Genomic DNA, 21,665 nt, shown 5'->3' with positions numbered 1-21,665 from the left:
GTTATAGTCAATACTTTTGTATAAGATTTGTGGTTTCAAACATCCCCCGACGACTGAGCCGGGGGATGTTCCTACCTGATGAGTTGTCCATTATCGTCAATTACACCTTTAAGAGATTGGATTATTTTAATTCTATTACCTTCTATTTCGGAATGAAAAGCAGGGCTATAGTAGACAGCGCAAACAATTCCGCTCTGAAAATTAACCCAAACATCGCCATAGCTCCATCCAGTTGTGATAGACTTTATTATAGTTAAAGGCTTCCCTGCTAACTCTTTGACTTCATCTTCAGTCATACCAATTTCAATAAGCTGTGCAGCATTTCGGCTTTTGAATTTAATCCGTTTCATTATTATTGTTTTTTTTGGTCTGAAGCTCATCAATCTCTTGAAAGGCAACATTCCTGTCTTTCCTTAGCTGATTTGCCTCAACGACATTGGCTTTGCCCAATTTTTGCTGTAGTCCGGCTATCATTTTTTCCAAAGCCGCCAATCTATCCTGCTGCTCAACAATCTTCTTTCTAGCTGTGCTGTCCTTCTGAATGTCATTCAGTCTCTTTTTGATATCATCATAATCCAACACGGCTTTAACTGTCATAACTACAACCATGGACCCGGAATCGTTAAATCGCCATTCCTCCCCAGCGTTCTCAATTTTGATCAGTGCCGCAGTGTAGCTATTGATTTCATCTTTGGTCAGTCTGCCCATGTTAGCCTGTGTGTGGCTCATAACCAGCGTTTCGGCTTTTTCCAGCATCTTGCGTTTAGCTTCTAGGAAGCACATGGTGCGAGCATCATTCTTGGAGTCATTGTCACCGAGAACGTAGGTGTGGGTTTCTGTCACTACCTGCGGGGCCGCAAGGGTGGTGGCAGGCAAAACGATCAAGCAAAATATAATGGCGATTAGTTTCTTCGTGATCATCTCTTTCTCTTTTTTTTAAGCCAGCTATGGGCTAGTTGCTGGGCTATAGCAACTTGAGCAGGGGGGAGCGATGCAGAAATTTCTTTTAGAGCTTGTGCTGCTGCTTTGTGGCCTTGTGAAGCAGCTAGATTCGCCCACATGCAGGCTTTGATATTGTCTTTTTGAACCCCTAGTCCTTTGTAATAAAGAACAGCCAGTCCAAACTGAGAACTAGGATGCTCTTGCTCAGCTGCCATGCTAAACAAAACTTTCGCTTGCCTGTAGTTTTGCGGCACCCCCTTACCTATAAGGTAAGCATTCCCTAGTTCAAACAGACCCCACAAATTACCATGCTTTGCTGCTTTTCTAAAATAAGCACAAGCTGTTTTGGGATTTTGAAATCCTGTACCCTCATGCCAGTAAAGGTATCCGAGATAAAGGTTTGCCTCTACACTGCCTAGTTCTGATGCTTTGCTTAGCCACATTAAAGACTTTGTATAATTTTTTTTTACTCCTATCCCCTTAAAGTACATCGTAGCCAACATTACTTGACCTTCAGTGTAGCCTTGTCTTGCAGATTCCAAAAACCACTTTTCGGCCTCTGGATAATCAACAGAAACATTGTAAGTTTTTATCTCGCCTAAATACAATTTACCCATATAGCACTGGGCAAATGCATTGCCACTTTCGGCAACCTTCTTTTTTCCTTCAAGCGAAAGGATTAGCCAGTCATAAGAATCCCATGCATATACTTTTTTATGATGTTGTACTTCTTTGGAGTAAGCATTTTTAGGAGCAACAACGATAGCAAGGAGGATGATTGCCAGTATGGGGAGGAGTAGTTTTTTCATGAAATGCGCCTATAAAAATTTCATCTTAAGCCGGTGCCAAAGTGATGTTTTTTCGGTTTCGGTAGATCCTCGTGAAAACATAACCCGACCACCCATATCCTGATAATCCACCGCGTAGCGCAGAACAAAAGCCGACAGTGCCTCGGCGGCCTTGTCTGCATATGCTTCGACTACGAGGGGGGATTCATGCTTATGAGCTGACGCTTGAAGTTCATGCAGTCGATTGAATATTTCTAAAAAATCAGCACGAAGGTCCTCGGCTGTTGGTTCCGTTGCTGAGAGGTTGGCTACTTTAAATCCACATTCTTTCCCTATTGAGTTTAACGCTATACGGACGACCTCTCTCCCTTCTTTCTCGCCTGCTTCGGCAATCTCGCGGAGCATGGTGGTTACAGTATCAACAGGATTGCGACTGGAGTCGTCGAACACGGCAGGAGCTTTGGCCCAGCGGCAAATCTGGGCGTGCTCAACATTGAATATCCGACACAGACTGGAGGTAGAGAGAAGCCCACGCGCAAACGCGAATATCTCCCATGACTTAGAAGGCAACGAAGGATCACTCTTTGGGGCGACACTGTTTTCTTTGAACTCATCTTGCTTCACCTTCCAGTTTAGCCCCTCAATGCGCCCACCTCTTATAATTAAAAAACGGACTCCGCTCTCTTTTGCCATACCTGCGATAGGAGTGACGTTTTGCGTTAGTCTCATTAATTCAACTGCCTCATCGACTGACAGGTTGCCTTTAGACTTTCCAGAGGCACGTAGGTTTGGGTCTAGCTTGCCATACAGAGTTGGGGTCTTAACTCCAATCTTGTCTGCCATTTCTTCTGCCGAAACAGAACAATCTTTATTCAAAAAAGCATTTTGAAAGTATTTTGTCACCTTCTTAGAGGTCATAATCCACCTCCTACATTATGACTGATTGGATGTATCACATGAAATATCCTTCTAGCAAATTAAGCAAGGAGGACTATTATGAACAGATTCATTGTAGCGTATGACATAGTGGGGGCCAGTATGCCTAGAGGGTTGCCGTCGGCTATGGGGCTTCAAGTAGAGAGGCGGGACAAACTGCTTAAAGAGGTAAAATCTCTCCCGCACAGTAAACTCAGCGAGTCATGTTATTTGGTTGAGTTTGAGAGTATAGACGTATTGTTTAATGTCCTTAGAAAACATACTCAGACGGGCGATTCTTTGGATGTCTTCGACGTAACAAACTCCGCACGCAGGGGCACTCAGTCTCCAACTGCGAAGAAGCATGGCTTAGGGCTTGGGATATAGGGCAAACCTCAGAAAGGGGGAACTTCTCTCTTTCTGAGGTTTGGTTGTTGACAATCTGTAGCGACAGAGCTACAAAAGGTCATGGCAAACGGAAAAATTAACATTTCTATGAAACTGGATAAAGATACGCACAAGAGATACAAACTTTACTGCGTTGAGCACGACACAACCTTCAAAGAAATATTCATGGAGGAAATGGAAAGACGGATCAAAAAAGCCGAGGAAAAGAAGAAAGAAAAATAGTTCCAAATTAAAACGGCCCGCCAAGGTGTACCACCACCGAGACGAGCCTAACCTTTAACAACCTTACACAGGAGGTTGTCATGGCTGAGAAGTCTATAACTGCATCAACTGATGCCGTCAAATCCCGTAATGCTGCTTACGAAATCATGGAAGCGGCAGAATCCCTTGAAGCCCTCGCTCAACTTTGTGAAACGGACGAAGGCAAAGGAACCTCTATTCCCCGCATTCACCACGCCTTGAAGCTTTTGGCAGTGGACATCAATACGAATGCAACTCTTATCTATCAGCAACTTATCAGAGAGGGGGAATAGTCATGTCAGAACTCACACAAGTATTTTCACACGAGAAGTTTGGTCAGGTGAGGACCTTCTTGAATGATGGTGAGCTTTATTTTGCTGGTAAGGACGTTGCCACTTCATTGGGCTACAAGAATACCGCCGATGCAATAGGCAAGCATTGCAAGGCTTCAACCACTATCGCAAAACGCGATGGTGGTTTCCTGACCATCATCCCCGAACGCGACGTCTACCGCTTAATTATGCGTTCCAAGCTCCCCGCAGCGGAGAAGTTTGAGGAATGGGTAGTCGGCGAAGTCCTCCCCAGTATCCGTAAGCATAACGCTTATATGACTCCAGATAAGCTGGAAGAAGTCTTGCTTAATCCTGACATTTTGATCCAACTAGCCACTTCTTTAAAGGACGAGCAGGAAAGAAGGCGTAATGCTGAAATGAAGATTGAAGCTGATCGTCTTAAGGTTGTCTTTGCCGAATCCATTGAGGTGTCCGAAACTACCATCCTGATCGGTGAACTAGCCAAACTGATTAAACAGTCTACTCAGTACGACATAGGCCAGAAGCGGCTATTCGCTTGGATGCGTAAAAATGGATATCTAATTAAAGGTGGCAGTGAATATAACATGCCTACTCAACTAAGTATGAACCTAGGCCTCTTTGTAATTAAGGAAGGAACAAGGGCTGGAACCAAGGGGACACACATTACAAAGACTACCAAGGTAACCGGCAAGGGGCAGCTTTACTTTATAAAGAAGTTTCACGACAAGATGAACGCTAAGCGTAATGCTGCATCTTCTCTTGAAGGATACAAAAATTGTCAGGAGGTGGCGTAATGGATAGAAAATCTTACGGGGTTTATGTCTCTGATATGTTATGTGCCGCATGCGCATTAGATATAATTATAAATAGGCTTTTTGCAGAAGAAAGAAATGGAGAGGCTTTTTTGTTGGAAAAAATAAAAGCTTCTGTAAATGTGGGAGCAGATGCGTTTGAAAATTTGATAGACGCTTGCAATAAACAGAAAGAGGCTTGTTAATTTTGCGATAAGGAGTGTTAACCCACAAATTACAATCTTCCCCTCAGTTTGAATCCCTCTGAGGGGAAGATTTTTTCAAAAGAATGAGCGGATAATATCAAATATTTTTTCCATTAAGTTTCTTTTTTTACTCGACGCTTTTTCAATTATTATTGAGGCTGCGACATACCGCTCTTTGTAGCTTTCTGTCAGAGCATAGATTTCTCCAGAATTAGGAACAAGTTCCACCACTGCCGGTTGGTTTGTTACGGGCAGTTTTTTGTTTTTCTCTCCCACCATAGCTCGCATCATCTGGCATATTTCATAACCTGAGGCTGTGAGCTCGTCTAATTTTTCAAACAATTTTTCTTCCTCCCGCGTGAGCTGTATTCCTTGATACATTTTTGTCCCTCCTTTGATCTAAAAAATAGACTTCCATATAAGGGTAAGAAGCCCTTTCAGATACAATGAAAATATGTATAATCATAAATATTAATGAGCTTTATAATTGTCAACAATACTAAATAGTTGACATGAAGGGCACTCACTCACAATTTTTTATATGAATGAGAAAGAATAAAATGGAAGCAATTAAACAGTATGTAAATTTACAACAACACCCTACGATGATTGTTAATTTGAGGGGAGAACTCCTTTTTTTAAATAAAGCTACGGATAAAATATGTCATGGAGCTTTAAGCGTTTATGATATTTTTTGCGAAAAAAGTGAGCTAATAATTTCTAAATTGTTAATGGTTAAAGAAAAAAAACAACAAATTAAATTTGAAATAAATTTATTTTGTAATAGTTTGGTTTCATTTATGGCTGAAATAACCCCAATAGGAGATGAAAATTATATAATACAACTGATACCAGCGATGGCCTTCAAAAAATTGGAAGACTTAATATTTAATAATATATCCAGATTCCCCTCTGACTCGCGATGGGTTCTGGATATGAATTTTAAAACCATCTCATTCACGGCCGATCCGGATTCTTTCTTTTATGGACAAGACCCTGGTTTTGACATTCTTGACGCAGTTGAAAGCAACAATGATAAAAGCGATGTGTTGGAGGGGCTGAGAAGAGCCAAAGCTCAAGAGGGAGTTACGCATAAAATAAAGGTTGAGGTTAAGCGTAAGCATGGGTTGGCGAAGATTGAAGCCAGTATTCAGTATCTAACTGATACCTTTTTTGGATCTCGATACTTAATTGTGAGTAGGCCTATCATTACAAACAGGGCGAAGGACATCCTTGACCGAACTTCCGAGGTCGTAGGAGCAGACTCCGATGAAAGACTCGCAGAGTATTTAGGGATAACTCCTGGTAGACTGAATAAGCTTAGAAAGAGGGACGATCTCCCTGCTGAACTGAAGTGCAGAATTATAGAGGATTTTAAAATAACTTACTGGTGGCTAGTCCATGGGCTTGGTAAACAGAAATTTGTGGAAGAGTGATGTGTGGGAGAAGTAAACTGAGAGTTAGAATTATTTCATAGCTCTCAGTTCATCTAAATGATCTGCCCACGCCTGCATCATCTTTACTCGTATATCTAGATATTTAGCATGATTGTAGGCTGCTCTGACTTCGTTTTGCTCAACATGAGCCAATTGCAATTCTATTGCATCTGGATTCCATCCCATTTCATTTAGTCTAGTACTTGCCATCGATCTAAAGCTATGGCCTGTAAAATCTTCTTTTCTATATCCAAGAGAGCGAAGGGCTGCATTAATGGTGTTTTCGCTCATAGGCTTAGCACTGGTTCTGACTCCAGGGAAAACGTATCTTCCAGTTCCAGTATAGGGATAAATATCCTTAAGGAGCTGTACTGCTTGTCTTGCAAGCGGTACAATCAGATCATTATTTCTTTTCATTTTGCTTGCAGGAATGCGCCATTCTTTATTAGCTAAATCAATGTCACACCATTCAGCCTGCCGTAGATTACCCGGTCTAACAAATACTAATGGTGCAAGTTGCAAAGCACATTTAGTTACAAAATGACCTGAATATCCTTCAATAGCTCTTAAAAGCTCTCCGATTTCTTTTGGACTTGTAATGGTAGGAAAGTGCTCTGATCTGGCAGGTGGGATAGCTCCGGTTAAGTCTGCTGCTGGATCTCTTTCAGCTCGGCCTGTCGCTATGGCATATCGAAAAACTCTGCTTACAATTCCTCTGATTCTATGAGCTGTTTCAATTGCACCACGACTCTCAACACGCCTTAGAGCCTCTAAGATATCTGGAGCTGTTATGGAATCAATAGGTTCGCTTCCCAACCATGGGAAAATGTTATTCTCAAGTCTTGAAAGGATAGTGGCTGCATGTCCTTCAGTCCAAGTCTGGTAATATTTCTGATGCCATTCTGTGGCTATGACTTGGAAAGAATTAGATTCTAAATTTTTCTGGGATATTTCTTTTCTGACTAGAGCAGGATCAGTTCCACTTGAAAGGATTTCTCGCATGCTTCTAGTTTTATCTCTAGCGGTTTTAAGAGACGTGTCCGGGTAAGTGCCTAAGGAAAGCATCTTTTCTTTGCCTTCAAAATAATAACGGAACCGCCATCTCTTAGATCCTTTAGGAGGTATTTGTATATACAATCCTTGCCCATCAGAGAGTCTGTATGATTTCTCTCTAGGCTTTGCCGCATCAATTGTTTTAATCGTTAACATATTAGTGGCCTACGGATATTTATGGGTAACTTTTTTTGCTAGAACCATTGTTACCCGCAAAGTTACCCATAAAAAATGCTGGATGTCAACGGATTGGACCGGACACCATAGGACTATAAAGTGGCTTTTTATCTTGTATTTTCTGGGAGATATGGACAGATACGGATGGATATGGATGGGAGAATGGTGGAGGCGGGGGGAATCGAACCCCCGTCCGAGAATGCTCCACCAAGGCTTCTACAGGTTTAGTTCAAGTATTGTATCTCGCCCGAATGAAAGCCCCTGAACAGGCAACATTCGGACCAGCGCGTGCTGGGTTCTTACCTCCTTCTGGACGTGCAACAGAAGAATGGCCAGCCTGATGGGTTTGTTGTCATATTTCTTATCAGACATCAGAACTATGACACGGCAAGCTTAATTAAGCTGCCATTGCGTAATCGTAATTGTCGTTGGCAATTATGATTGTGCCGCTTTTTACGAGGCCAGCGGCGCCTCGACCTGCAACCTTGGCTTCTTTCATTCCCGTCGAAACCAGTGCGCCCCCATTTCAAAGAACTATCTAAAGAATAGTCAGTTTCAAAGCTTTGGCAATGATTTAAAAAGAATAAATATGCCATAAAGCTAAGAACAGAAGAGGAAGTCAATATACCACTTTATTAAGGAAAGCAAGAATCTTCAGTATGAAATTATTTCCAATCGTTCTCATTACCACCGCATAGATGGCTGCACAAATCTCCGGCTTTAGGGATGAATCCACCTTTTCTAATCTCACCGCTTACAGAATTTTTACAAACATAACCCATGTCATAATTGCAAATCCAGCTGCTTAATATCGATTGATCCTGATAACATTTGATTTCTGCTGTTCCAAAATCAATTCTTTCATCTTTGCAGATTGTGCTGTTGTCTGTCCTGATAACTATGTCTGATAAAGCTACAGATGGAGCAGACAGCATTACCATAATAAAAAGTACAGCAGGGTATATTTTAGGATTTATCATCTAACACTCTTTATTTATATGTTTTCTAGACTGAATTTGGTTATAAAATATCATTTGCTAATTATTTTTTCTCATAATGATTATATAATTTCAATGTAGATATTTATTTCTTCACCTCTGTGTAAGCTAGTGTTAAATGATTTTAACAGCTTGGTTAAAAGGAGATTAAAATGAGTATTTTCAAATTTTTGGAATGGAATGGAAAGGCTTATATTTATGATAACAATCAGGAAAGGCTTTTTGAGATGGGCTGTGAAGCGAGCTTAGATGTTCCTGATGATATAGTAGAGCTGGTTTTGAATGAAGGAACTGAGGTTGATAAAGATAAAGCATGGCAAATTTCAGGTCTTGATAAATTTGATCCTTCTTAACAGTTATTACTATTTTGTTGTAACATAAGTCTCATTGTGATTCTGAGATATCTGTTTAAGGCTCATTAGCTCAATAAAAGCATTAACGCAGTCAGGACACAGATGGCTGCATGATTCAGATTTAACTATTTCCATTGCACTTTGATGAGATTTTGCCTTGCGGTATGGTCTGTTTGTAGCTAGCGCATCATATACATCAGCAACAGCAATTATTTTAGCAGATAAAGGTATTTCGTTACCACGCAATCCGTACGGATAACCACTGCCATCCATTTTTTCGTGGTGATACAATACTCCGGGAATAATATCTTCCAAACTTGGGATAGGTTTTAAAATTTCTGCCCCGAATACCGGATGTTTTTTAATTATATCATATTCTTCCGCAGTAAGTCCTCCGGGTTTAAGCAGCACATCATCACGAATTCCTATTTTACCAAGATCATGGAGTCTTGCTGATATTTCAAGGCGTTCCAGTTCTTCCGTATTAAAACCCATTATTCTGGCTATTCCTATAGACAATTGTGCTACACCCTCAGAATGTCCTCTAGTGTAGGCATCTCGAGCCTCAAGCGCCTGAATAAGGCTGGTTATACTGCTTAACAGCAAATTCCTTTCCATATTCAGTGCAAGTTTCTGTTGCAGCAGCAGTTGGAAGTGATCGCTCAAAAGTTTTTCGGCGGTAATTACAAGCTGAGTGATATTAAAAGGTTTTACCAGAAAGGCAGAAGCTCCGTGGTGTAGTAATTCCCGCATTGTCCGCTTGTCTGCACCAGTGCTCATTATTACGAAAGGAATACCTGATAATTCTGAGTTAGATTGAGCTTTAGAGCAGAAATCAATTCCGCTCATACCGGGCATATTTATATCTGAAAAAATAAGGTTTGGTTTTAATTCCTCGGCCAGTTTATACCCGTCAATGCCATTTTTTGCTGTAACAACTTGAAATCCGGCTTCAGAAAGTGAGCTGCTGACAATACTCAGGATATATTTTGAATCATCAACTACAAGGATAAGCTTATCCCTGAGCATCATAGATTTATCCAGCACGTCCTCAATATATGGTAAGAGTTCAGTGCTTGCGTTGTTTTTCGTTACATAAGCTGCTGCTCCGACCTCAAAACCTTTTTCAATATCTTCATCACTTTCATTTGTTGAAAGTATTATTACGGGAACAGATTTTATAAGTGGATCTTTTTTGATTTTCCGGCAAAGGGTATATCCATCCATTCGCGGCATATTTATGTCGGTGACTATAAGGTCAAAATGCTCTTTCTGTATTTTTTCAAGACCGGATTCCCCATTGTCAGCGAGCTCCACAAAAATATTTCTATTCGTCAGTTGTTTGCTAAGGACCATTCTGACGGTTTTGCTGTCGTCAACTATGAGAACTTTTGGCTTTTGGTTTTGCGTCATTTTAGGCAGCGTAAGAGAAGTTACAATTTATGTTGAGAATAATTTATTATATGAATCACCGTGTCAATACATTAATACCCCATGTTTTCTTTAAAGTTAAAATTTGGTAAAATTTTAATCAAACATAATATATTATAAATAAGATTCATATTGAACGTAAAAAAAGGTTGAGACTTATTTTTTAGTCTCAACCTTTTTATTTTATTATATTTTATACTTATTAAGCATAAAAAAATTATTAATAAGACATCATCTGTGTCCAGAGAACAGCTCCAAGTTCTACGTCTTTGCCTTCAATTTTATAATCAGCATCATTAAGTGCGGCAAAACCCCACCAGCCTGATTTAGGACATGCAAATGTAAAAACTCCGTTATCATCGCAGATTACTTCCTGAGTAACCATGCATTCAAAGGGAGCAGTCAGCTTTTTGTCTTTATTATAGTATTCAACTTCAACTCTGCATCCGGGAACCGGTTTTCCATCCAAGAGAACCTGTCCCTGAAAGACATTACCGGCATAGTTGCCCCATGGTCTTGTAAGGGGAACAATTTCTGTCTTTACTCCAACTGGTTTGTTCCAGTCTTCGCCTTCATTAAAAGCAGAAATAACTGTTTTAGTATAATGAATGATGTAGTTGTCTTCAGCTGGTTCCGGATATGCTTTTGGTTCCATTACAAAAACATACATTCCCGGTCTTTTAAAATTATAGCTGGTTGTAAATGCTTCATGGCCCATAACTTTAGTTGATTTTAAAGTTGAAAGCAGGTCAGTTACTTTGCCGTCATGATAGACAGAAAATTTTTGCGGAGTAGCCAGATTCATACCATTTCCCTCAAAAGGGTGGGCAAAGCTTAAAGTTAAATTTGTTGTTTTATGGTCAGGAAGAATAACAGATGAATCCGGTATAACCATACCAAAGTGAGCAAAAGCAAGACTTGCAGAAAAAACAATCATGGCTGAAAGCGCGATTGTTAATTTAAATTTCCTCATCAAAATTTCTCCAGTTGTTAAAAGGTTATTTTTTCCTGGAAGCAACAAAAGCGGCAATGCCGAACAATCCAAGGATATAGCCAATACCACCGATGATATCTGTCATGCCTGGACCTGTTTCTTGTTGGGAAATAAGAATACTTTTTATTGCATCCAGTTCATTTTCTATTTTTTGTAAACGGGGTTGAAGATAGTTTTTTTGAGTTTCTGTCAGTTCAGATGTGGATTCTGGTGCTTTTGCAATTGTTGTTGAAGATGCTGATGGTTCTTTTTTATCTAGAGAAGGGTTTATCTCTGAAGCTTTTAAAATCCATTTATTTCTATGACCCTGTGAAGCATTTAATACGATTTTTAAACCGGTATGGTTTTTTAAAGTTTCTTTAGGAATAGGAAAGTTGAAATTTCCTTCGTCATCGGTCTTGCCGGTTAATATTTGCTTACCGCTCTCAAGTTCGAAAACAGTTATCTTGCCCTGATGGACTCGATTTTTTTTACTGAAATAGCTCTCGGAGTAGATCGTATCACCTTCCACATAAGCAAAAAGATTTACTCTGTGTGCTGAGGCTGTGGAAATTTGAAATCCGATAAGACAAATTGTGAAAAGAAGTAGTTTAAAAATGTATAAAGGTTTCATCAGTCATCCTTTTAAGATTACATTGTATAAAAATGTAACAAATTGTGTTACTATATAGAGATGTGTAATATCTTTTGACTTGAAAATTGTCAAACCGATTTGCTGAAAATGTGAGCCAAAGCCAGCCTTAACTAGATAAAATTAAGTGCTTTTTTATGGAACAGGATAAAAGGAGGATATGTAATCAAATTTAGGTTTGATCCTTAAAATTGCAGCTGCTCACTAAGGATTTAAAAAAGGCTGAATAGGTTATATCAGCAGTTATGAATATGGTTCGTTCAGTTGATATTTTATCGGAAGCTGGTATTCAAATTGTGAAGGGAGCTCACTCGAATGTATAACCGGCAGTAAACAGTGTGCTTATTTGTCCTGAAGGATCATCTTTTTTAATTCCTAATGTTTTAAGATACCTTGAGTCTACACCAAGAGTAAAACCGGAATCAAATTTATAAAGAAATCCTGCACCACCGCCGACAACGGGAGCTCCGTCAGAGAGCCTGAATGGTGTGCTCGGTGTACTGAAAAAGGTGTAACCACCATGAATGCCTACATAGGGAATAAAGTTTGGATCACTATAGAAACGATAGAGCAGGGAGCCTGTGAGCGTATAGTTCATGAAGGATTTGGATTTGTAATCGTAAGAGGTCCCGTTTGTGGAATTGCCGATAGATCCTTCTTTACCGGATGATTCAGCAATAGTGAAATCCGAGCCGAATCCGAGTCCTGAGGGGAAGAACTGTTTATATGTAAATCCACCCATAACTCCAAGTTCGGAGTAGGGTACCTTAGGGTTTCCATGAGTCAGATATTGGGGACCGACCCCGCCGCCGATATATATTTCATCATTTTTTTTGTGTTTGAAAAAACCATTATGTTCGCTGACAGGCTCATTGTTTTTAGTTGTTTTCGTTTCAATTGAAGTTTCTGAATTATCAGGTTTAACTGTTTCAACTGGTTCTGTTGTTATTTCCTGATTTGCGTGGTCCTCAGAAGTTTGTTTTTCGATTGTATAAGATTCTGAATAGTTATTTGCCGCACGCTGTGATGCTTTAACAGGATTACTATGATGAACAGGCCACAACCCCAGAGGCGATTCAGGCTGAATGTCTCTGGTATGGATTATGGTTTCCGGTTTCCTTTCGCTCTTGGAATTGGAAGCACTCAATTCAATGGCATTGCTTGAATTGGATTCATTTCCAGTTTGAATCTGATCGGAATTTATTGTTTTATCCGCTACGAAACGTTCATTGACTTCTGATGAGTTGCTGTCAGCAGATATATTTTTCTGGGGAGCAGGATTTAGAGCTTCACCAAGTGGTTCACCGTGTATTTTTATATAAGCAAGTATTCCTCCGGATAAAGTTCTGCCGGTTTCTTCAACTTCCACATCTTTCATCAAAACCAGAGAACTTATTTTCAGAGTAGACTCAGGGGTATTGCTGCCCCCCTGAGATTTTTCCAGAGTAACAACCAAGGGGCTTTTATCTTTTAGAATAACAAATGAATCAGGGCTGTTAACAGCAATAACTTTACCCTGCCAAGCATAGGCGCATGATATTGGAATTAAAATATATACCAGAATAAACAGTATTTTTTTCATTAACATCCGTCCGAAAATTTTACAGAAATAAGTAATATTAATTTCTTATCGTCATTTATCTCAGATTCTTAATGCAAAGTGGAATAAAATAAAGTTATTCTGTACAGATTATTATTTCCAACCTATGGGTTCATATCCTTTATCTTGAAGGCATCTGTTTACATATCTTCTGAAAAGAGCATCCCCGCTGTCGTCAAAAGCTCCGCTGGCTGCACCTCCAGCACCTCCGCCAAGGGCTCCGGCTGCAGTTGAAGTTCCCGGGCTACCGGTAATTATACCTATCCCCAGACCGACGGCTCCACCGATTACGCTACCTTTTATACCTGATTTTAATGAAGTTTTTCCCCTTGAAGATTCTCCGATATTTGTTTTTCCCTGTTCGATACAGTAATTAATGTCTTTGTCCCGTTGTTCGGGGCTGGTATTATTATAGTGGGCGTTATGATAAAGAACAGGTTTTTTTTGAGCACATCCTGCGCTAAAAATTAATATGGCCGCTAGCATAACAATATATGGGATTCGCATTAAGTTCTCCTATAATTTGAATTTTGCAAAAAAGGCTGGCACTCCAACTTAGCAGTTAATTAGGTGCAGCAAGAAGGATATTCTAGGTGTTTCAAGGGTAACAATTTAAATATTATTGAATAAAATCTGTTATTTTTACAATTGTTTAAAAAAATATTTAACCAAGATCAAATTTAAAAATTATTTCTTATCATTATCTTTTCAGCAATAGCTAAAGTTCGTTATCATCTTACTTAATTTATTAAAATAGTTATGTATGAAGCTAGCATACATTTTTGAGCATAAAAACTAAAATAAAATCAATACGCCAAATAAGGATAGCAAACTATTCAATAAAAAATTGAATTTAGCAATTTTATACAAGTTTTAAATTTGATCAATATTTAATATCAGGCATGAACAGAGGTTGAGAATGGTTTCAAAACAACAGAATAGCTTTGAATTCAAAAAAGCGGAAAGTCCTATTGGCATGACTGTTCTGAATGCTGTGATGACGGATTTTTCCTATAGCGAACATGCACATGAGGAGATTGCCGTAGGGGTTACTTTGAGCGGTATTCAGGAATTCACATGTAATGGTTCATTATTCAGAAGCCACCCGGGTGACATCTTAATTTTCAACCCCGGTGATGTTCACAACGGTCATCCTGGTGATAATGATGCTCTGAAATATACCATGTTGTATCTTGATCGTAGAGATTTTTATGCTCTTGCGGCCAGTACAGTGGATAAAAAACAACCTTGTTTCAGGATGCCGGAAACCAATTTCAGGGACAATGTTTTAAAGAAAATGATTCTTGAAATGTCCGGCCTTGTTTCTCCGGAAACTAGTTCCGGTCTGGAGTATGAGCAATTACAGTATGAAATTGCGAAGCATTTTAGCAGAAGACTTGGAATTTTCATTCCAGATGCTTTTATTGAAAACAAAGATTCTTTATTATTGCGGGCCAGAGATTATATTCTGGATAATATAACAAGGGATATTTCGATAGAAGAACTGTGCAGCCTTGTGAATATTTCCAAGTTTCATTTTATCCGGCTCTTCCGCAGCCAGTTCGGCATGACTCCGCATAAATACATTCTCAACCAGAAAATAAATATGGTCCGTCAGGCTCTTAAAACCGGTGCTCCGCCATCAATGGTCGCTCAGGATTTCGGTTTTTTTGATGCCAGCCACATGAATCGTCATTTCAAGCGGACTTATGGAATAACTCCAAAACAATATCAAAGGCAGCTTTTCAAGCGGGAATAGTTTGATGTTTAAGATTATTATTTTTTGTTTAAGTATAATGTACACCCCCGGACCGGTTAACCTCTTAAGTATCTCACGGGGAATTCAACAAAAGTATACAGCTCATATTCCTTTCTGTATCGGAGTTGGCGCAGCATTGTTGTTCTGGTTTATGTTGACCGGATACGCCGGTACGGCTGTTATCAGTAAAAGTTTTTTACCCGTACTTACTTTTTTTGGTGTTCTGTTCATTCTCTATCTGGCGTTTAAGCTGATGTCTTCAAAGGTAGATAATATTTCTGAAGGTCAGCCTGCAACCAACCTGAAAATGCGTGACGGTTTTTTGATGCAGTTGTTGAATCCTAAGTCTTTTATGGTTGTTCTTCCGGTCACAACTGTTCAGTTTCCAGCTGCCGGAATTACCGGGTGGACCATAGCTCTGTGGTCTGTCATGCTGGCCGTACTAGGCTTTGGAGCTCCACTCGTTTATGCTGTTTTCGGAGAAGGAATATCAAAACATATTGAAAGAATATCCTGGTTTAAATATCTCAACATCATTATGGGAATTATGTTGCTGTGTTTAGCTATTGATATGGCTTATGAAGATATTTTTCTGGTTCTTAAATAGTAAGTTCAAATTAGGATATTTCAGGCAGTTTGAATCATTTTTGATCAAGCTGCCTTTTTTTGTGTCAAAAGAATGAGATCATAAAATGCGCTGAGTTAGTTTTTAGGGCTTTGCGAGTGTCAGATATAAAAAATCAATTTAAAGAGGTCAGAGGTCGTCCTGAGGGGCAAGAACTGTAACGACAGGGAAATTCCGATACCCACATTTTAAAAAATAGAATTGAATCCGGATTGACTGGCAATAGTTAAAGCCTGAACCTTCGCTGTTCACTCTGATTTTTAGTAAGTGCAATGTTGCGGTTTGTAAAATTTAGAGAATTGTTCTTTGAGCTGAGGGAACAAGTATTTGAAGCAATACTTAGGAATTTAATGAATCGAACCGGAGATTACTGACTCAATATATCTAAGAGATTAGGAAGGTTTGGTGGTCATTCTTTTATGGATAAAAAATAATCCGTGAAACTTAAAGTTTCACGGATTATCTTAATTACCTTGGTAGCGAGGGAGGGAATTGAACCCCCGACACTGCGGATATGAGCCGCATGCTCTAACCAACTGAGCTACCTCGCCGCGTTTCGGTTTTTGCCGTCCGAACGAGGGAGGTATTTATACGTTCGGTGTATGCTTGGCAAGTAAAAAATGAACTTTTTTTTAATTTTTTTTAAAATAACTCCATATTGCAGTGGGTTGAATGTACCTCTAGGCCGCTTTTTAAAAGGGCTCAGCTCCAAAATAATAAAATAAGAGGAGAAAGTGCCAATCTGTACCATGCAAACGGATTTAAGGTTATTTTTCCGAGTAAAAATATAAAAGCCTTTACCGCAAGCCATGCTGAAAAAAATGAAACAATAAAACCTGTTGCCAGAAAGGGGATGTCTGCGGAACTGAAAAGTGAGTAGCTTTTCAACATATCATATCCGGTAGCAGCAAACATAATAGGAACAGCAGCAATAAATGAATATTCAGCGGCCAGTTTCCTTTTGGCCCCTAGAATCATTCCCCCCATAATTGTTGACGCTGATCTTGAAAATCCCGGCCATAGAGCCAGACATTGAAAAAAACCAATTCCTAAAGCAAGTTTTGGAGTCATTTCATCAAGTGTAAAACATGATGGTTTCTTCTGAATTTTTTCAACTATGAGGATCATAATCGCTCCGACTCCAAGAGCCCACGCAACACTTTTGGGGTTGAAAAGCATCTCTTTTATATAATCATGGGTAATAAGTCCGAGAACTGATGCCGGAAGGCTGGTCAAAAAAAGCAGATACAATCCGCGAAGACCAGAAAATTTCTGTCTGCAATTAGGTCTGATAAGCCCCCAGAATCTTGGCCAGTACATGATAACTACAGCAAGTATGGCTCCAAGTTGGATTACAACTTCAAATGTTGCCGCCTTTTCGCCTGTATAGCCCAGAAGATTGCCGGTGATGATCAGGTGACCGGTGCTCGATACCGGCAGAAATTCAGTCAGGCCTTCAACAATTCCAAGAATTCCAGCTGTTATAAGTGACGCCATATAAATATCCTTATGTTTCAGGATTTCAGGTAATAATTATACTAATTCCTTTACGGGGTAGACCTTCACTGTCGAACTGGGTATGTCAGAGTGCTTCAAGTTGCAAGGGTTTTCAAGCTGGTGTAGAGAATTAAGTGATTACCAGTAACAAATTTAAAGGATTAATATATGAGTACAATAACTTCACAATCGGAACTGACTAAAAAGGCCATAAACTGGATTACCGAAGAATTTCAAAATACTGGGAAACCATGGAATGAACTTATTGAAAAGGCTTCAATGAATTTTAATCTTTCTCCTAAAGATGTTGAGTTCGTGAAACGTTTTTTTAGGGGCAATGAAACTTTTGACCCATGTAATACCAGTAGATCATAATATTCAGGTCAAAAATTGAAGCTCCTACATAGACAGATATTTAAAGAGCTTGCCGGGATTTTTACTATAAGCCTCTCGGGGTTTATGGGACTCATTCTGATAGGCAGGATTCTTCAGTTCAGAGAGCTTTTCATGACTCAGAGTCTTACGGCTCTGGAGATGGGAAAGCTGTTTCTTTATTTATGCCCTTTTTTCCTGTTGGTTCTTACTCCGATAGCGACCATGCTGAGTATCTTTCTGACTTTTTTAAGGATGAGTTCAGACAATGAAATCACTGCTCTTAAGTCCGGAGGGCTGAGTCTTTACAGGATGATTCCTGCGCCTCTTGTTTTTTGCATATTATGTACTCTGGCGGACGTATTTTTTTCCATGTACGGTCTTTCATGGGGAACTGAAAATTTTAGAAAAGCCCTTGTTGATTTTGCTAAAACAAAGAGCCAGCTCGCAATTCAGCCCGGTGTCTTCAATACCGATTTTCCCGGACTTGTTTTTTATGCTGACAAAGTGGATAAGGATACTTCCCGCATGCACTCTGTTTTTGTTCGCGATTCAACAAGAAAAGGAATAACCGCAACCATTGTGGCACCTTTTGGTGAAATTCTTACAGATGCTAAAAATGGGAGACTGATGATTCATCTGGAAGACGGGCGCATTTATCAGCAGCAGAAAGAGCAGTTAAGTGTCCTTAAATTCAGAAACTATAATGTCAGAATCCCTCTCTCAGACCTCTTGCAGGGCTATAGCGTTGATGAACCCAGACCCAAAGAAATGGGGTGGGATAAGTTGCTCAGCGTTCAGCGGCAGGGGCTCTCCAGTGGCCATGACGGGAGATTTTTACGTAAAGTTTCGGTTGAAATTCAAAAGCGTATGTCACTTCCTGTCGCATGTCTTGTGCTGGGAATGTTTGCAATGCCTATTGCCTGTATTTTTAGAGGATTGAAGCAGCAATACGGGCTTATTATTTCCATGGGACTTTTTTTGGTATATTACACAATGCTTTCGCTTGGCATAAGTCTTGGCGAAAGTGGAAGTGTCAGCCCTGTGATAGGGTTGTGGGTTCCTAATATTGTTTTTGCTGCGGCAGCGGTTGTTTTTCTACGGCTGGCCGTCAGAGAAACAACATTAAGAGTCAAAATCCGTTTGCCAAAACTTAGGAGACGGACGGCATGATATCAAAATTGCTGCCCGGCAAGCTTGCCACATACGTGATGAAACAGAACCTGATACTCATGTGTATCTGCCTTGGAGTCGGTACGGGTATATATCTGCTTTCAGATCTTTTTGACCGTCTGGATGATTTTATCGGCGCAGGTCTTGGGTTTGGAATTATCCTGAAGTATTTTATAGTCAAACTTCCGCTTATAATTTCACAAATTCTTCCTGCGGTATTTTTAATATCTTTAATTGTTCAACTTGGTGTAATGGCGCGTAACCGCGAGTTGCTTGCGCTTAGAACCGGTGGCCTTTCTCTGGGGTGGTTCGTACGTTTTTTTATAATTTACGCTATCCTCTGGAGCTTTGGACAGCTTCTTTTTTCACAGGTTATAGGTGTATATGGTGAGCAGGAGGCTTTTAGAATCTGGAAGGAAGATGTAAGAAAAAGTCAGCTGGATAAGCGAGTTCTCCATAATATCTGGTTTAGAGACGGTAACTTTGTCGTTGATGCTAAAGAGGTTATGCCTTTTGGTAATAAGGCAAAAGATGTAACTGTTTATGAGTTTGGTGAGGATTCAAGGCTTATAAAGAAGGTTACAACCGCAAAATGGGCTCAGGTGAATAAATATGGCTGGCAGCTGGAAAATGCGGTGCAAAAAAGTCCTGACAGATTTACAACTTCCGTCCAGCCTTTTGTCACTCTGCCTATTAAACTTGATCTGAGTGTCTTCAAAGCTGTTGATCCCGGTGCAGACCCTGCCCAGCTTCCCTTATGGCAGCTTAGCAGGATGATAAATCAGCTTGAAAAATCTGGCTCAAACGTGGAAAAGTTGCGCACCTCATGGCACTCCAAGTGGTCCTATGCTTTCTCGTTGCTGACAATGGCATTGGTCTCACTGGCTCTGGTAACATGGAGCGAGAACATATATGCTAATATCGGGCTTGGTCTTGCTTTGACGTTTACCTATTACGCTTGCTTTATGATTGGAGTTTCAGCCGGCCAGGAAGGAGTTTTACCTCCCATGCTGGCCGCCTGGTCTGGAAATATAGCTATAGGTCTGCTGGCATCAATAAGGATAGCATGGGTTCTTGTCCCTGAATCCTTATTTGGTCTCTTTAAAAAGAGATAATGCCGGTCCGGCTATCATTCTTCATCTGTTTTAGCTGATTCTTCATAAGTTGGAAGAGCTGTTTTTAAAAACAGGTTTAGAAGGGCAGTCCGGTTCATTCCTGATTTACTGGAAACACAAATTGGCTTTATTTTTATTATTTCCTGCCATTGTTTCTGTACTTTGGCTCTGTCTCTTTGCTTGCATTTATCGGATTTTGTCATAACCGGGATAACCGGTATATTGCAGTGCATAAAATAGGAAACCATTTCCATATCGTTTTTTTGCGGAGTTAGCCTGCTGTCCAGTAAAACAGCGGCCGCAGCAATATGGTGATTGTTTTCCAGATATTTATCAATAAGAGCAGCCCATTTGGCTCTTTCAGCCTTGGAGCATTTGGCGTAGCCGTAGCCTGGAAGGTCTACAATATAATAGCCCTCAGGTTCTGCTAAATAATAATTCAAACTGCGGGTTTTACCCGGGGTTGAACTGATTTTAGCAAGGCTTTTTCTACCGGCAAGACAGTTAATGAGGGAAGATTTTCCAACATTGGATCTTCCTGCTAGAATTATCTGTGGTATGGTCAGTTCTTCAAGCTGTGAAGTCTCATAAACTGTGCTGGTCAAAGTAAGTGTATGTGTCATAATAATTATCCATTTATTGTTTTTGTCGGGCGTGTGACAGTTCCCTTTTTCGGCCTTGCAGTCAAGAAAAAGACCTGCACTCATTTTATAGGCTTATAACATCTTACAAACGGAAATTAAAATGTATAATTTTCTCGTGCTGAATGGACCCAATCTTGGTCACATAGGTAAAAGGCAGCCGGAAATATACGGCTCTGATACTCTTGAAGATCTTCCTGAAATTTTAAAAAACATGATGGGAGATAATGCTTCCGAGATAAGCCTTGATTATTTTCAGGCCAATTCTGAAGGAGCTATTATAGACAGACTGGAGCAGGCCCGTGAAAAAAAGGTTGATGGTATTGCATTCAATGCCGGAGCATATACGCATACAAGTCTTGCAATTGCAGACAGTCTCGCATGGATAAAAATACCATGCGTTGAAGTTCATATCAGCAATGTCATGGCCCGGACTGAAGATCCAATAAGGCAGCAGAGCCTTATTGGAAAACAGTGTATAGGAGTCATTGCCGGATTTGGAATTCTGAGTTATGCCTTGGCCGTTCAGGCTCTGTATCAGCGTTTGAAACAGAAATAGCCCTGAACATATCACTATAGCGGAGGAAAAATGATAGCTACTAAAGATTTTAAAGTTGGACTTAAAATTGAAATAGACGGAAAACCGTTTGATATTACTGAATATCAGCATGTAAAGCCCGGAAAGGGCGGTGCTTTTGTACGTACAAAACTTAAAAATATGCTCACCGGTCGCGTTGTTGACCGTACTTTCCGTTCCGGCGAAAAAGTTGAAAAGCCTGATATGGAAAGCAAAGATATGCAGTATCTATATAAAGATGGAACTGATTATGTGCTCATGGATCTTGAAACATATGACCAGTTAAATGTTGCAGCAGATGTTTTCAGCACTATCGGTGGATTTCTTAAAGAAGGCGAAAGTCATAAAGCATTGCTGTACAATGGCGAGGTTATAGACCTTGAACTTCCTGCTTCTGTTGTGCTTGAAGTCAGCAAGACTGATCCCGGTATTCAGGGCGACAGAGTAAGTAATGCAACTAAACCGGCAACACTTGAAACCGGTCTGAATATCAATGTTCCGCTTTTCATTAATGAAGGCGACAAAATCAAAGTTGACACCAGATCTGGTGAATATATCTCCAGAGAAAGTTAAGCTGCTTTTTTGATTGAATCATCCGGGAAGATTTTTTCTTCCCGGATGTAAATGAG

The 21,665-nt window shown here is 40.0% G+C and carries 28 protein-coding genes, 1 tRNA gene and 1 other RNA gene; 14 read left to right on the top strand and 16 right to left on the bottom strand.

Features of this window, described 5'->3' with window-relative positions:
• Window positions 1-71 precede the first annotated feature (71 nt).
• The 4 genes from G496_RS0107590 to G496_RS0107575 are packed head-to-tail and all read right to left on the bottom strand — an operon-like array spanning window position 72 to window position 2,648.
• Window positions 72-350, bottom strand: coding sequence for a hypothetical protein (locus G496_RS0107590; protein WP_027178763.1), 279 nt, complete (start codon window positions 348-350; stop codon window positions 72-74).
• On the bottom strand, window positions 337-921 hold the full coding sequence (locus tag G496_RS0107585; protein WP_027178762.1) for a hypothetical protein: 585 nt from the start codon (window positions 919-921) through the stop codon (window positions 337-339). Before G496_RS0107585 ends, G496_RS0107590 begins: the two co-directional genes overlap by 14 nt.
• Window positions 918-1,751: a tetratricopeptide repeat protein gene (locus G496_RS19110; protein WP_051294903.1), complete on the bottom strand. Its 834-nt coding sequence runs from the start codon at window positions 1,749-1,751 to the stop codon at window positions 918-920. The genes G496_RS0107585 and G496_RS19110 overlap by 4 nt, the downstream gene beginning before the upstream one ends.
• 9 nt (window positions 1,752-1,760) lie before the next feature.
• Window positions 1,761-2,648, bottom strand: a complete 888-nt coding sequence (locus G496_RS0107575; protein WP_027178761.1) for a phage regulatory CII family protein — start codon at window positions 2,646-2,648, stop codon at window positions 1,761-1,763.
• A 78-nt stretch (window positions 2,649-2,726) separates the two neighbouring features.
• Between G496_RS0107575 and G496_RS0107570 the strand changes: the two genes are divergently transcribed.
• The 5 genes from G496_RS0107570 (at window position 2,727) to G496_RS0107550 (ending at window position 4,604) form a co-directional block, all read left to right on the top strand.
• Window positions 2,727-3,032: a hypothetical protein gene (locus tag G496_RS0107570; protein WP_027178760.1), complete on the top strand. Its 306-nt coding sequence runs from the start codon at window positions 2,727-2,729 to the stop codon at window positions 3,030-3,032.
• A gap of 81 nt (window positions 3,033-3,113) precedes the next feature.
• Window positions 3,114-3,275 carry a ribbon-helix-helix protein gene (locus G496_RS21275; protein WP_169725742.1) on the top strand — a complete coding sequence of 54 codons (162 nt, stop codon included), beginning with the start codon at window positions 3,114-3,116 and terminating at the stop codon, window positions 3,273-3,275.
• Between the two features lie 80 nt (window positions 3,276-3,355).
• Window positions 3,356-3,586 carry a hypothetical protein gene (locus tag G496_RS0107560; RefSeq protein WP_027178759.1) on the top strand — a complete coding sequence of 77 codons (231 nt, stop codon included), beginning with the start codon at window positions 3,356-3,358 and terminating at the stop codon, window positions 3,584-3,586.
• A 47-nt stretch (window positions 3,587-3,633) separates the two neighbouring features.
• Window positions 3,634-4,401 carry a phage antirepressor KilAC domain-containing protein gene (locus G496_RS19105; RefSeq protein WP_211233836.1) on the top strand — a complete coding sequence of 256 codons (768 nt, stop codon included), beginning with the start codon at window positions 3,634-3,636 and terminating at the stop codon, window positions 4,399-4,401.
• The gene (locus tag G496_RS0107550; RefSeq protein ID WP_027178758.1) at window positions 4,401-4,604 is read left to right on the top strand and encodes a hypothetical protein; all 204 of its coding nucleotides are present in this window, start codon (window positions 4,401-4,403) and stop codon (window positions 4,602-4,604) included. Before G496_RS19105 ends, G496_RS0107550 begins: the two co-directional genes overlap by 1 nt.
• Window positions 4,605-4,679: 75 nt before the next feature.
• Here the strand turns inward: G496_RS0107550 and G496_RS0107545 are convergent, their stop codons facing one another.
• Window positions 4,680-4,985: a hypothetical protein gene (locus G496_RS0107545; RefSeq protein ID WP_027178757.1), complete on the bottom strand. Its 306-nt coding sequence runs from the start codon at window positions 4,983-4,985 to the stop codon at window positions 4,680-4,682.
• Between the two features lie 179 nt (window positions 4,986-5,164).
• Here G496_RS0107545 and G496_RS0107540 point away from each other — a divergent pair, with 179 nt between their 5' ends.
• The gene (locus G496_RS0107540; protein WP_027178756.1) at window positions 5,165-6,040 is read left to right on the top strand and encodes a hypothetical protein; all 876 of its coding nucleotides are present in this window, start codon (window positions 5,165-5,167) and stop codon (window positions 6,038-6,040) included.
• A 30-nt stretch (window positions 6,041-6,070) separates the two neighbouring features.
• Here G496_RS0107540 and G496_RS0107535 read toward each other — a convergent pair whose 3' ends face one another.
• The 3 genes from G496_RS0107535 to G496_RS0107525 form a co-directional block, all read right to left on the bottom strand.
• The gene (locus G496_RS0107535; RefSeq protein WP_027178755.1) at window positions 6,071-7,249 is read right to left on the bottom strand and encodes a tyrosine-type recombinase/integrase; all 1,179 of its coding nucleotides are present in this window, start codon (window positions 7,247-7,249) and stop codon (window positions 6,071-6,073) included.
• 184 nt (window positions 7,250-7,433) lie between these two features.
• Window positions 7,434-7,793: a transfer-messenger RNA gene (gene ssrA, locus G496_RS20865) on the bottom strand.
• Window positions 7,794-7,935: 142 nt separating this feature from the next.
• Window positions 7,936-8,250, bottom strand: a complete 315-nt coding sequence (locus G496_RS0107525; protein WP_027178754.1) for a hypothetical protein — start codon at window positions 8,248-8,250, stop codon at window positions 7,936-7,938.
• A 170-nt stretch (window positions 8,251-8,420) separates the two neighbouring features.
• On the opposite strand from G496_RS0107525, the gene G496_RS0107520 reads away from it, so the two are divergent.
• Window positions 8,421-8,621, top strand: a complete 201-nt coding sequence (locus tag G496_RS0107520) for a hypothetical protein (RefSeq protein ID WP_034632713.1) — start codon at window positions 8,421-8,423, stop codon at window positions 8,619-8,621.
• A 9-nt stretch (window positions 8,622-8,630) separates the two neighbouring features.
• Here G496_RS0107520 and G496_RS19100 read toward each other — a convergent pair whose 3' ends face one another.
• The 5 genes from G496_RS19100 to G496_RS0107495 form a co-directional block, all read right to left on the bottom strand.
• A complete protein-coding gene (locus G496_RS19100; RefSeq protein ID WP_051294901.1) occupies window positions 8,631-10,034 on the bottom strand; it encodes a response regulator in 1,404 nt (467 codons plus the stop codon).
• Window positions 10,035-10,272: 238 nt separating this feature from the next.
• Window positions 10,273-11,025: a DUF4198 domain-containing protein gene (locus tag G496_RS0107510; protein ID WP_027178752.1), complete on the bottom strand. Its 753-nt coding sequence runs from the start codon at window positions 11,023-11,025 to the stop codon at window positions 10,273-10,275.
• Between the two features lie 25 nt (window positions 11,026-11,050).
• Complete coding sequence (locus G496_RS0107505; protein WP_027178751.1) at window positions 11,051-11,659, bottom strand: hypothetical protein; 609 nt, start codon at window positions 11,657-11,659, stop codon at window positions 11,051-11,053.
• A 325-nt stretch (window positions 11,660-11,984) separates the two neighbouring features.
• Window positions 11,985-13,259 (bottom strand): porin family protein, encoded by a 1,275-nt coding sequence (locus G496_RS0107500; RefSeq protein ID WP_027178750.1) that lies wholly within the window; start codon window positions 13,257-13,259, stop codon window positions 11,985-11,987.
• 111 nt (window positions 13,260-13,370) lie between these two features.
• Window positions 13,371-13,784: a hypothetical protein gene (locus tag G496_RS0107495; RefSeq protein WP_027178749.1), complete on the bottom strand. Its 414-nt coding sequence runs from the start codon at window positions 13,782-13,784 to the stop codon at window positions 13,371-13,373.
• A 412-nt stretch (window positions 13,785-14,196) separates the two neighbouring features.
• Here G496_RS0107495 and G496_RS0107490 point away from each other — a divergent pair, with 412 nt between their 5' ends.
• Window positions 14,197-15,036, top strand: coding sequence for an AraC family transcriptional regulator (locus G496_RS0107490; RefSeq protein WP_034632709.1), 840 nt, complete (start codon window positions 14,197-14,199; stop codon window positions 15,034-15,036).
• Between the two features lie 4 nt (window positions 15,037-15,040).
• On the top strand, window positions 15,041-15,643 hold the full coding sequence (locus G496_RS0107485; RefSeq protein ID WP_027178747.1) for a LysE family translocator: 603 nt from the start codon (window positions 15,041-15,043) through the stop codon (window positions 15,641-15,643).
• A 492-nt stretch (window positions 15,644-16,135) separates the two neighbouring features.
• On the opposite strand, the gene G496_RS0107480 is transcribed toward G496_RS0107485, so the two are convergent.
• Together G496_RS0107480 and G496_RS0107475 are read right to left on the bottom strand one after the other, a co-directional pair.
• Window positions 16,136-16,212: transfer RNA gene (locus tag G496_RS0107480), tRNA-Met, on the bottom strand.
• 151 nt (window positions 16,213-16,363) lie between these two features.
• Window positions 16,364-17,158: an undecaprenyl-diphosphate phosphatase gene (locus G496_RS0107475; RefSeq protein ID WP_027178746.1), complete on the bottom strand. Its 795-nt coding sequence runs from the start codon at window positions 17,156-17,158 to the stop codon at window positions 16,364-16,366.
• 168 nt (window positions 17,159-17,326) lie between these two features.
• Here G496_RS0107475 and G496_RS0107470 point away from each other — a divergent pair, with 168 nt between their 5' ends.
• From G496_RS0107470 to G496_RS0107460, 3 genes are read left to right on the top strand one after another with little or no spacing between them, the layout of a single operon-like run.
• A complete protein-coding gene (locus tag G496_RS0107470; RefSeq protein ID WP_027178745.1) occupies window positions 17,327-17,533 on the top strand; it encodes a hypothetical protein in 207 nt (68 codons plus the stop codon).
• 15 nt (window positions 17,534-17,548) lie between these two features.
• Complete coding sequence (gene lptF / locus G496_RS0107465) at window positions 17,549-18,703, top strand: LPS export ABC transporter permease LptF (protein ID WP_027178744.1); 1,155 nt, start codon at window positions 17,549-17,551, stop codon at window positions 18,701-18,703.
• Window positions 18,700-19,818, top strand: a complete 1,119-nt coding sequence (locus G496_RS0107460) for an LptF/LptG family permease (RefSeq protein ID WP_027178743.1) — start codon at window positions 18,700-18,702, stop codon at window positions 19,816-19,818. Before lptF ends, G496_RS0107460 begins: the two co-directional genes overlap by 4 nt.
• A 14-nt stretch (window positions 19,819-19,832) precedes the next feature.
• Here G496_RS0107460 and yihA read toward each other — a convergent pair whose 3' ends face one another.
• Window positions 19,833-20,441, bottom strand: coding sequence for a ribosome biogenesis GTP-binding protein YihA/YsxC (gene yihA / locus G496_RS0107455; protein ID WP_027178742.1), 609 nt, complete (start codon window positions 20,439-20,441; stop codon window positions 19,833-19,835).
• Between the two features lie 121 nt (window positions 20,442-20,562).
• Here yihA and G496_RS0107450 point away from each other — a divergent pair, with 121 nt between their 5' ends.
• Together G496_RS0107450 and efp are read left to right on the top strand one after the other, a co-directional pair.
• The gene (locus G496_RS0107450) at window positions 20,563-21,018 is read left to right on the top strand and encodes a type II 3-dehydroquinate dehydratase (RefSeq protein ID WP_027178741.1); all 456 of its coding nucleotides are present in this window, start codon (window positions 20,563-20,565) and stop codon (window positions 21,016-21,018) included.
• Window positions 21,019-21,048: 30 nt separating this feature from the next.
• Window positions 21,049-21,609 (top strand): elongation factor P, encoded by a 561-nt coding sequence (gene efp / locus G496_RS0107445; RefSeq protein ID WP_027178740.1) that lies wholly within the window; start codon window positions 21,049-21,051, stop codon window positions 21,607-21,609.
• Window positions 21,610-21,665: the final 56 nt, after the last annotated feature.

This window comes from Maridesulfovibrio bastinii DSM 16055 (assembly GCF_000429985.1).
Lineage (GTDB): Bacteria > Desulfobacterota > Desulfovibrionia > Desulfovibrionales > Desulfovibrionaceae > Maridesulfovibrio > Maridesulfovibrio bastinii.
The sequence above is the reverse complement of the archived record's forward strand: the minus strand, read 5'-3'. Positions and strand labels throughout refer to the sequence as shown.

What these genes read in the sequence shown, in the direction of transcription:
- G496_RS0107590 (WP_027178763.1), bottom strand. Translation starts at nt 350, where the DNA reads ATGAAACGGATTAAATTCAAAAGCCGAAATGCTGCACAGCTTATTGAA.
- G496_RS0107585 (WP_027178762.1), bottom strand. Translation starts at nt 921, where the DNA reads ATGATCACGAAGAAACTAATCGCCATTATATTTTGCTTGATCGTTTTG.
- G496_RS19110 (WP_051294903.1), bottom strand. Translation starts at nt 1,751, where the DNA reads ATGAAAAAACTACTCCTCCCCATACTGGCAATCATCCTCCTTGCTATC.
- G496_RS0107575 (WP_027178761.1), bottom strand. Translation starts at nt 2,648, where the DNA reads ATGACCTCTAAGAAGGTGACAAAATACTTTCAAAATGCTTTTTTGAAT.
- G496_RS0107570 (WP_027178760.1), top strand. Translation starts at nt 2,727, where the DNA reads ATGAACAGATTCATTGTAGCGTATGACATAGTGGGGGCCAGTATGCCT.
- G496_RS21275 (WP_169725742.1), top strand. Translation starts at nt 3,114, where the DNA reads ATGGCAAACGGAAAAATTAACATTTCTATGAAACTGGATAAAGATACG.
- G496_RS0107560 (WP_027178759.1), top strand. Translation starts at nt 3,356, where the DNA reads ATGGCTGAGAAGTCTATAACTGCATCAACTGATGCCGTCAAATCCCGT.
- G496_RS0107550 (WP_027178758.1), top strand. Translation starts at nt 4,401, where the DNA reads ATGGATAGAAAATCTTACGGGGTTTATGTCTCTGATATGTTATGTGCC.
- G496_RS0107545 (WP_027178757.1), bottom strand. Translation starts at nt 4,985, where the DNA reads ATGTATCAAGGAATACAGCTCACGCGGGAGGAAGAAAAATTGTTTGAA.
- G496_RS0107540 (WP_027178756.1), top strand. Translation starts at nt 5,165, where the DNA reads ATGGAAGCAATTAAACAGTATGTAAATTTACAACAACACCCTACGATG.
- G496_RS0107535 (WP_027178755.1), bottom strand. Translation starts at nt 7,249, where the DNA reads ATGTTAACGATTAAAACAATTGATGCGGCAAAGCCTAGAGAGAAATCA.
- G496_RS0107525 (WP_027178754.1), bottom strand. Translation starts at nt 8,250, where the DNA reads ATGATAAATCCTAAAATATACCCTGCTGTACTTTTTATTATGGTAATG.
- G496_RS0107520 (WP_034632713.1), top strand. Translation starts at nt 8,421, where the DNA reads ATGAGTATTTTCAAATTTTTGGAATGGAATGGAAAGGCTTATATTTAT.
- G496_RS19100 (WP_051294901.1), bottom strand. Translation starts at nt 10,034, where the DNA reads ATGACGCAAAACCAAAAGCCAAAAGTTCTCATAGTTGACGACAGCAAA.
- G496_RS0107510 (WP_027178752.1), bottom strand. Translation starts at nt 11,025, where the DNA reads ATGAGGAAATTTAAATTAACAATCGCGCTTTCAGCCATGATTGTTTTT.
- G496_RS0107505 (WP_027178751.1), bottom strand. Translation starts at nt 11,659, where the DNA reads ATGAAACCTTTATACATTTTTAAACTACTTCTTTTCACAATTTGTCTT.
- G496_RS0107500 (WP_027178750.1), bottom strand. Translation starts at nt 13,259, where the DNA reads ATGAAAAAAATACTGTTTATTCTGGTATATATTTTAATTCCAATATCA.
- G496_RS0107495 (WP_027178749.1), bottom strand. Translation starts at nt 13,784, where the DNA reads ATGCGAATCCCATATATTGTTATGCTAGCGGCCATATTAATTTTTAGC.
- G496_RS0107490 (WP_034632709.1), top strand. Translation starts at nt 14,197, where the DNA reads ATGGTTTCAAAACAACAGAATAGCTTTGAATTCAAAAAAGCGGAAAGT.
- G496_RS0107485 (WP_027178747.1), top strand. Translation starts at nt 15,041, where the DNA reads ATGTTTAAGATTATTATTTTTTGTTTAAGTATAATGTACACCCCCGGA.
- G496_RS0107475 (WP_027178746.1), bottom strand. Translation starts at nt 17,158, where the DNA reads ATGGCGTCACTTATAACAGCTGGAATTCTTGGAATTGTTGAAGGCCTG.
- G496_RS0107470 (WP_027178745.1), top strand. Translation starts at nt 17,327, where the DNA reads ATGAGTACAATAACTTCACAATCGGAACTGACTAAAAAGGCCATAAAC.
- G496_RS0107460 (WP_027178743.1), top strand. Translation starts at nt 18,700, where the DNA reads ATGATATCAAAATTGCTGCCCGGCAAGCTTGCCACATACGTGATGAAA.
- yihA (WP_027178742.1), bottom strand. Translation starts at nt 20,441, where the DNA reads ATGACACATACACTTACTTTGACCAGCACAGTTTATGAGACTTCACAG.
- G496_RS0107450 (WP_027178741.1), top strand. Translation starts at nt 20,563, where the DNA reads ATGTATAATTTTCTCGTGCTGAATGGACCCAATCTTGGTCACATAGGT.
- efp (WP_027178740.1), top strand. Translation starts at nt 21,049, where the DNA reads ATGATAGCTACTAAAGATTTTAAAGTTGGACTTAAAATTGAAATAGAC.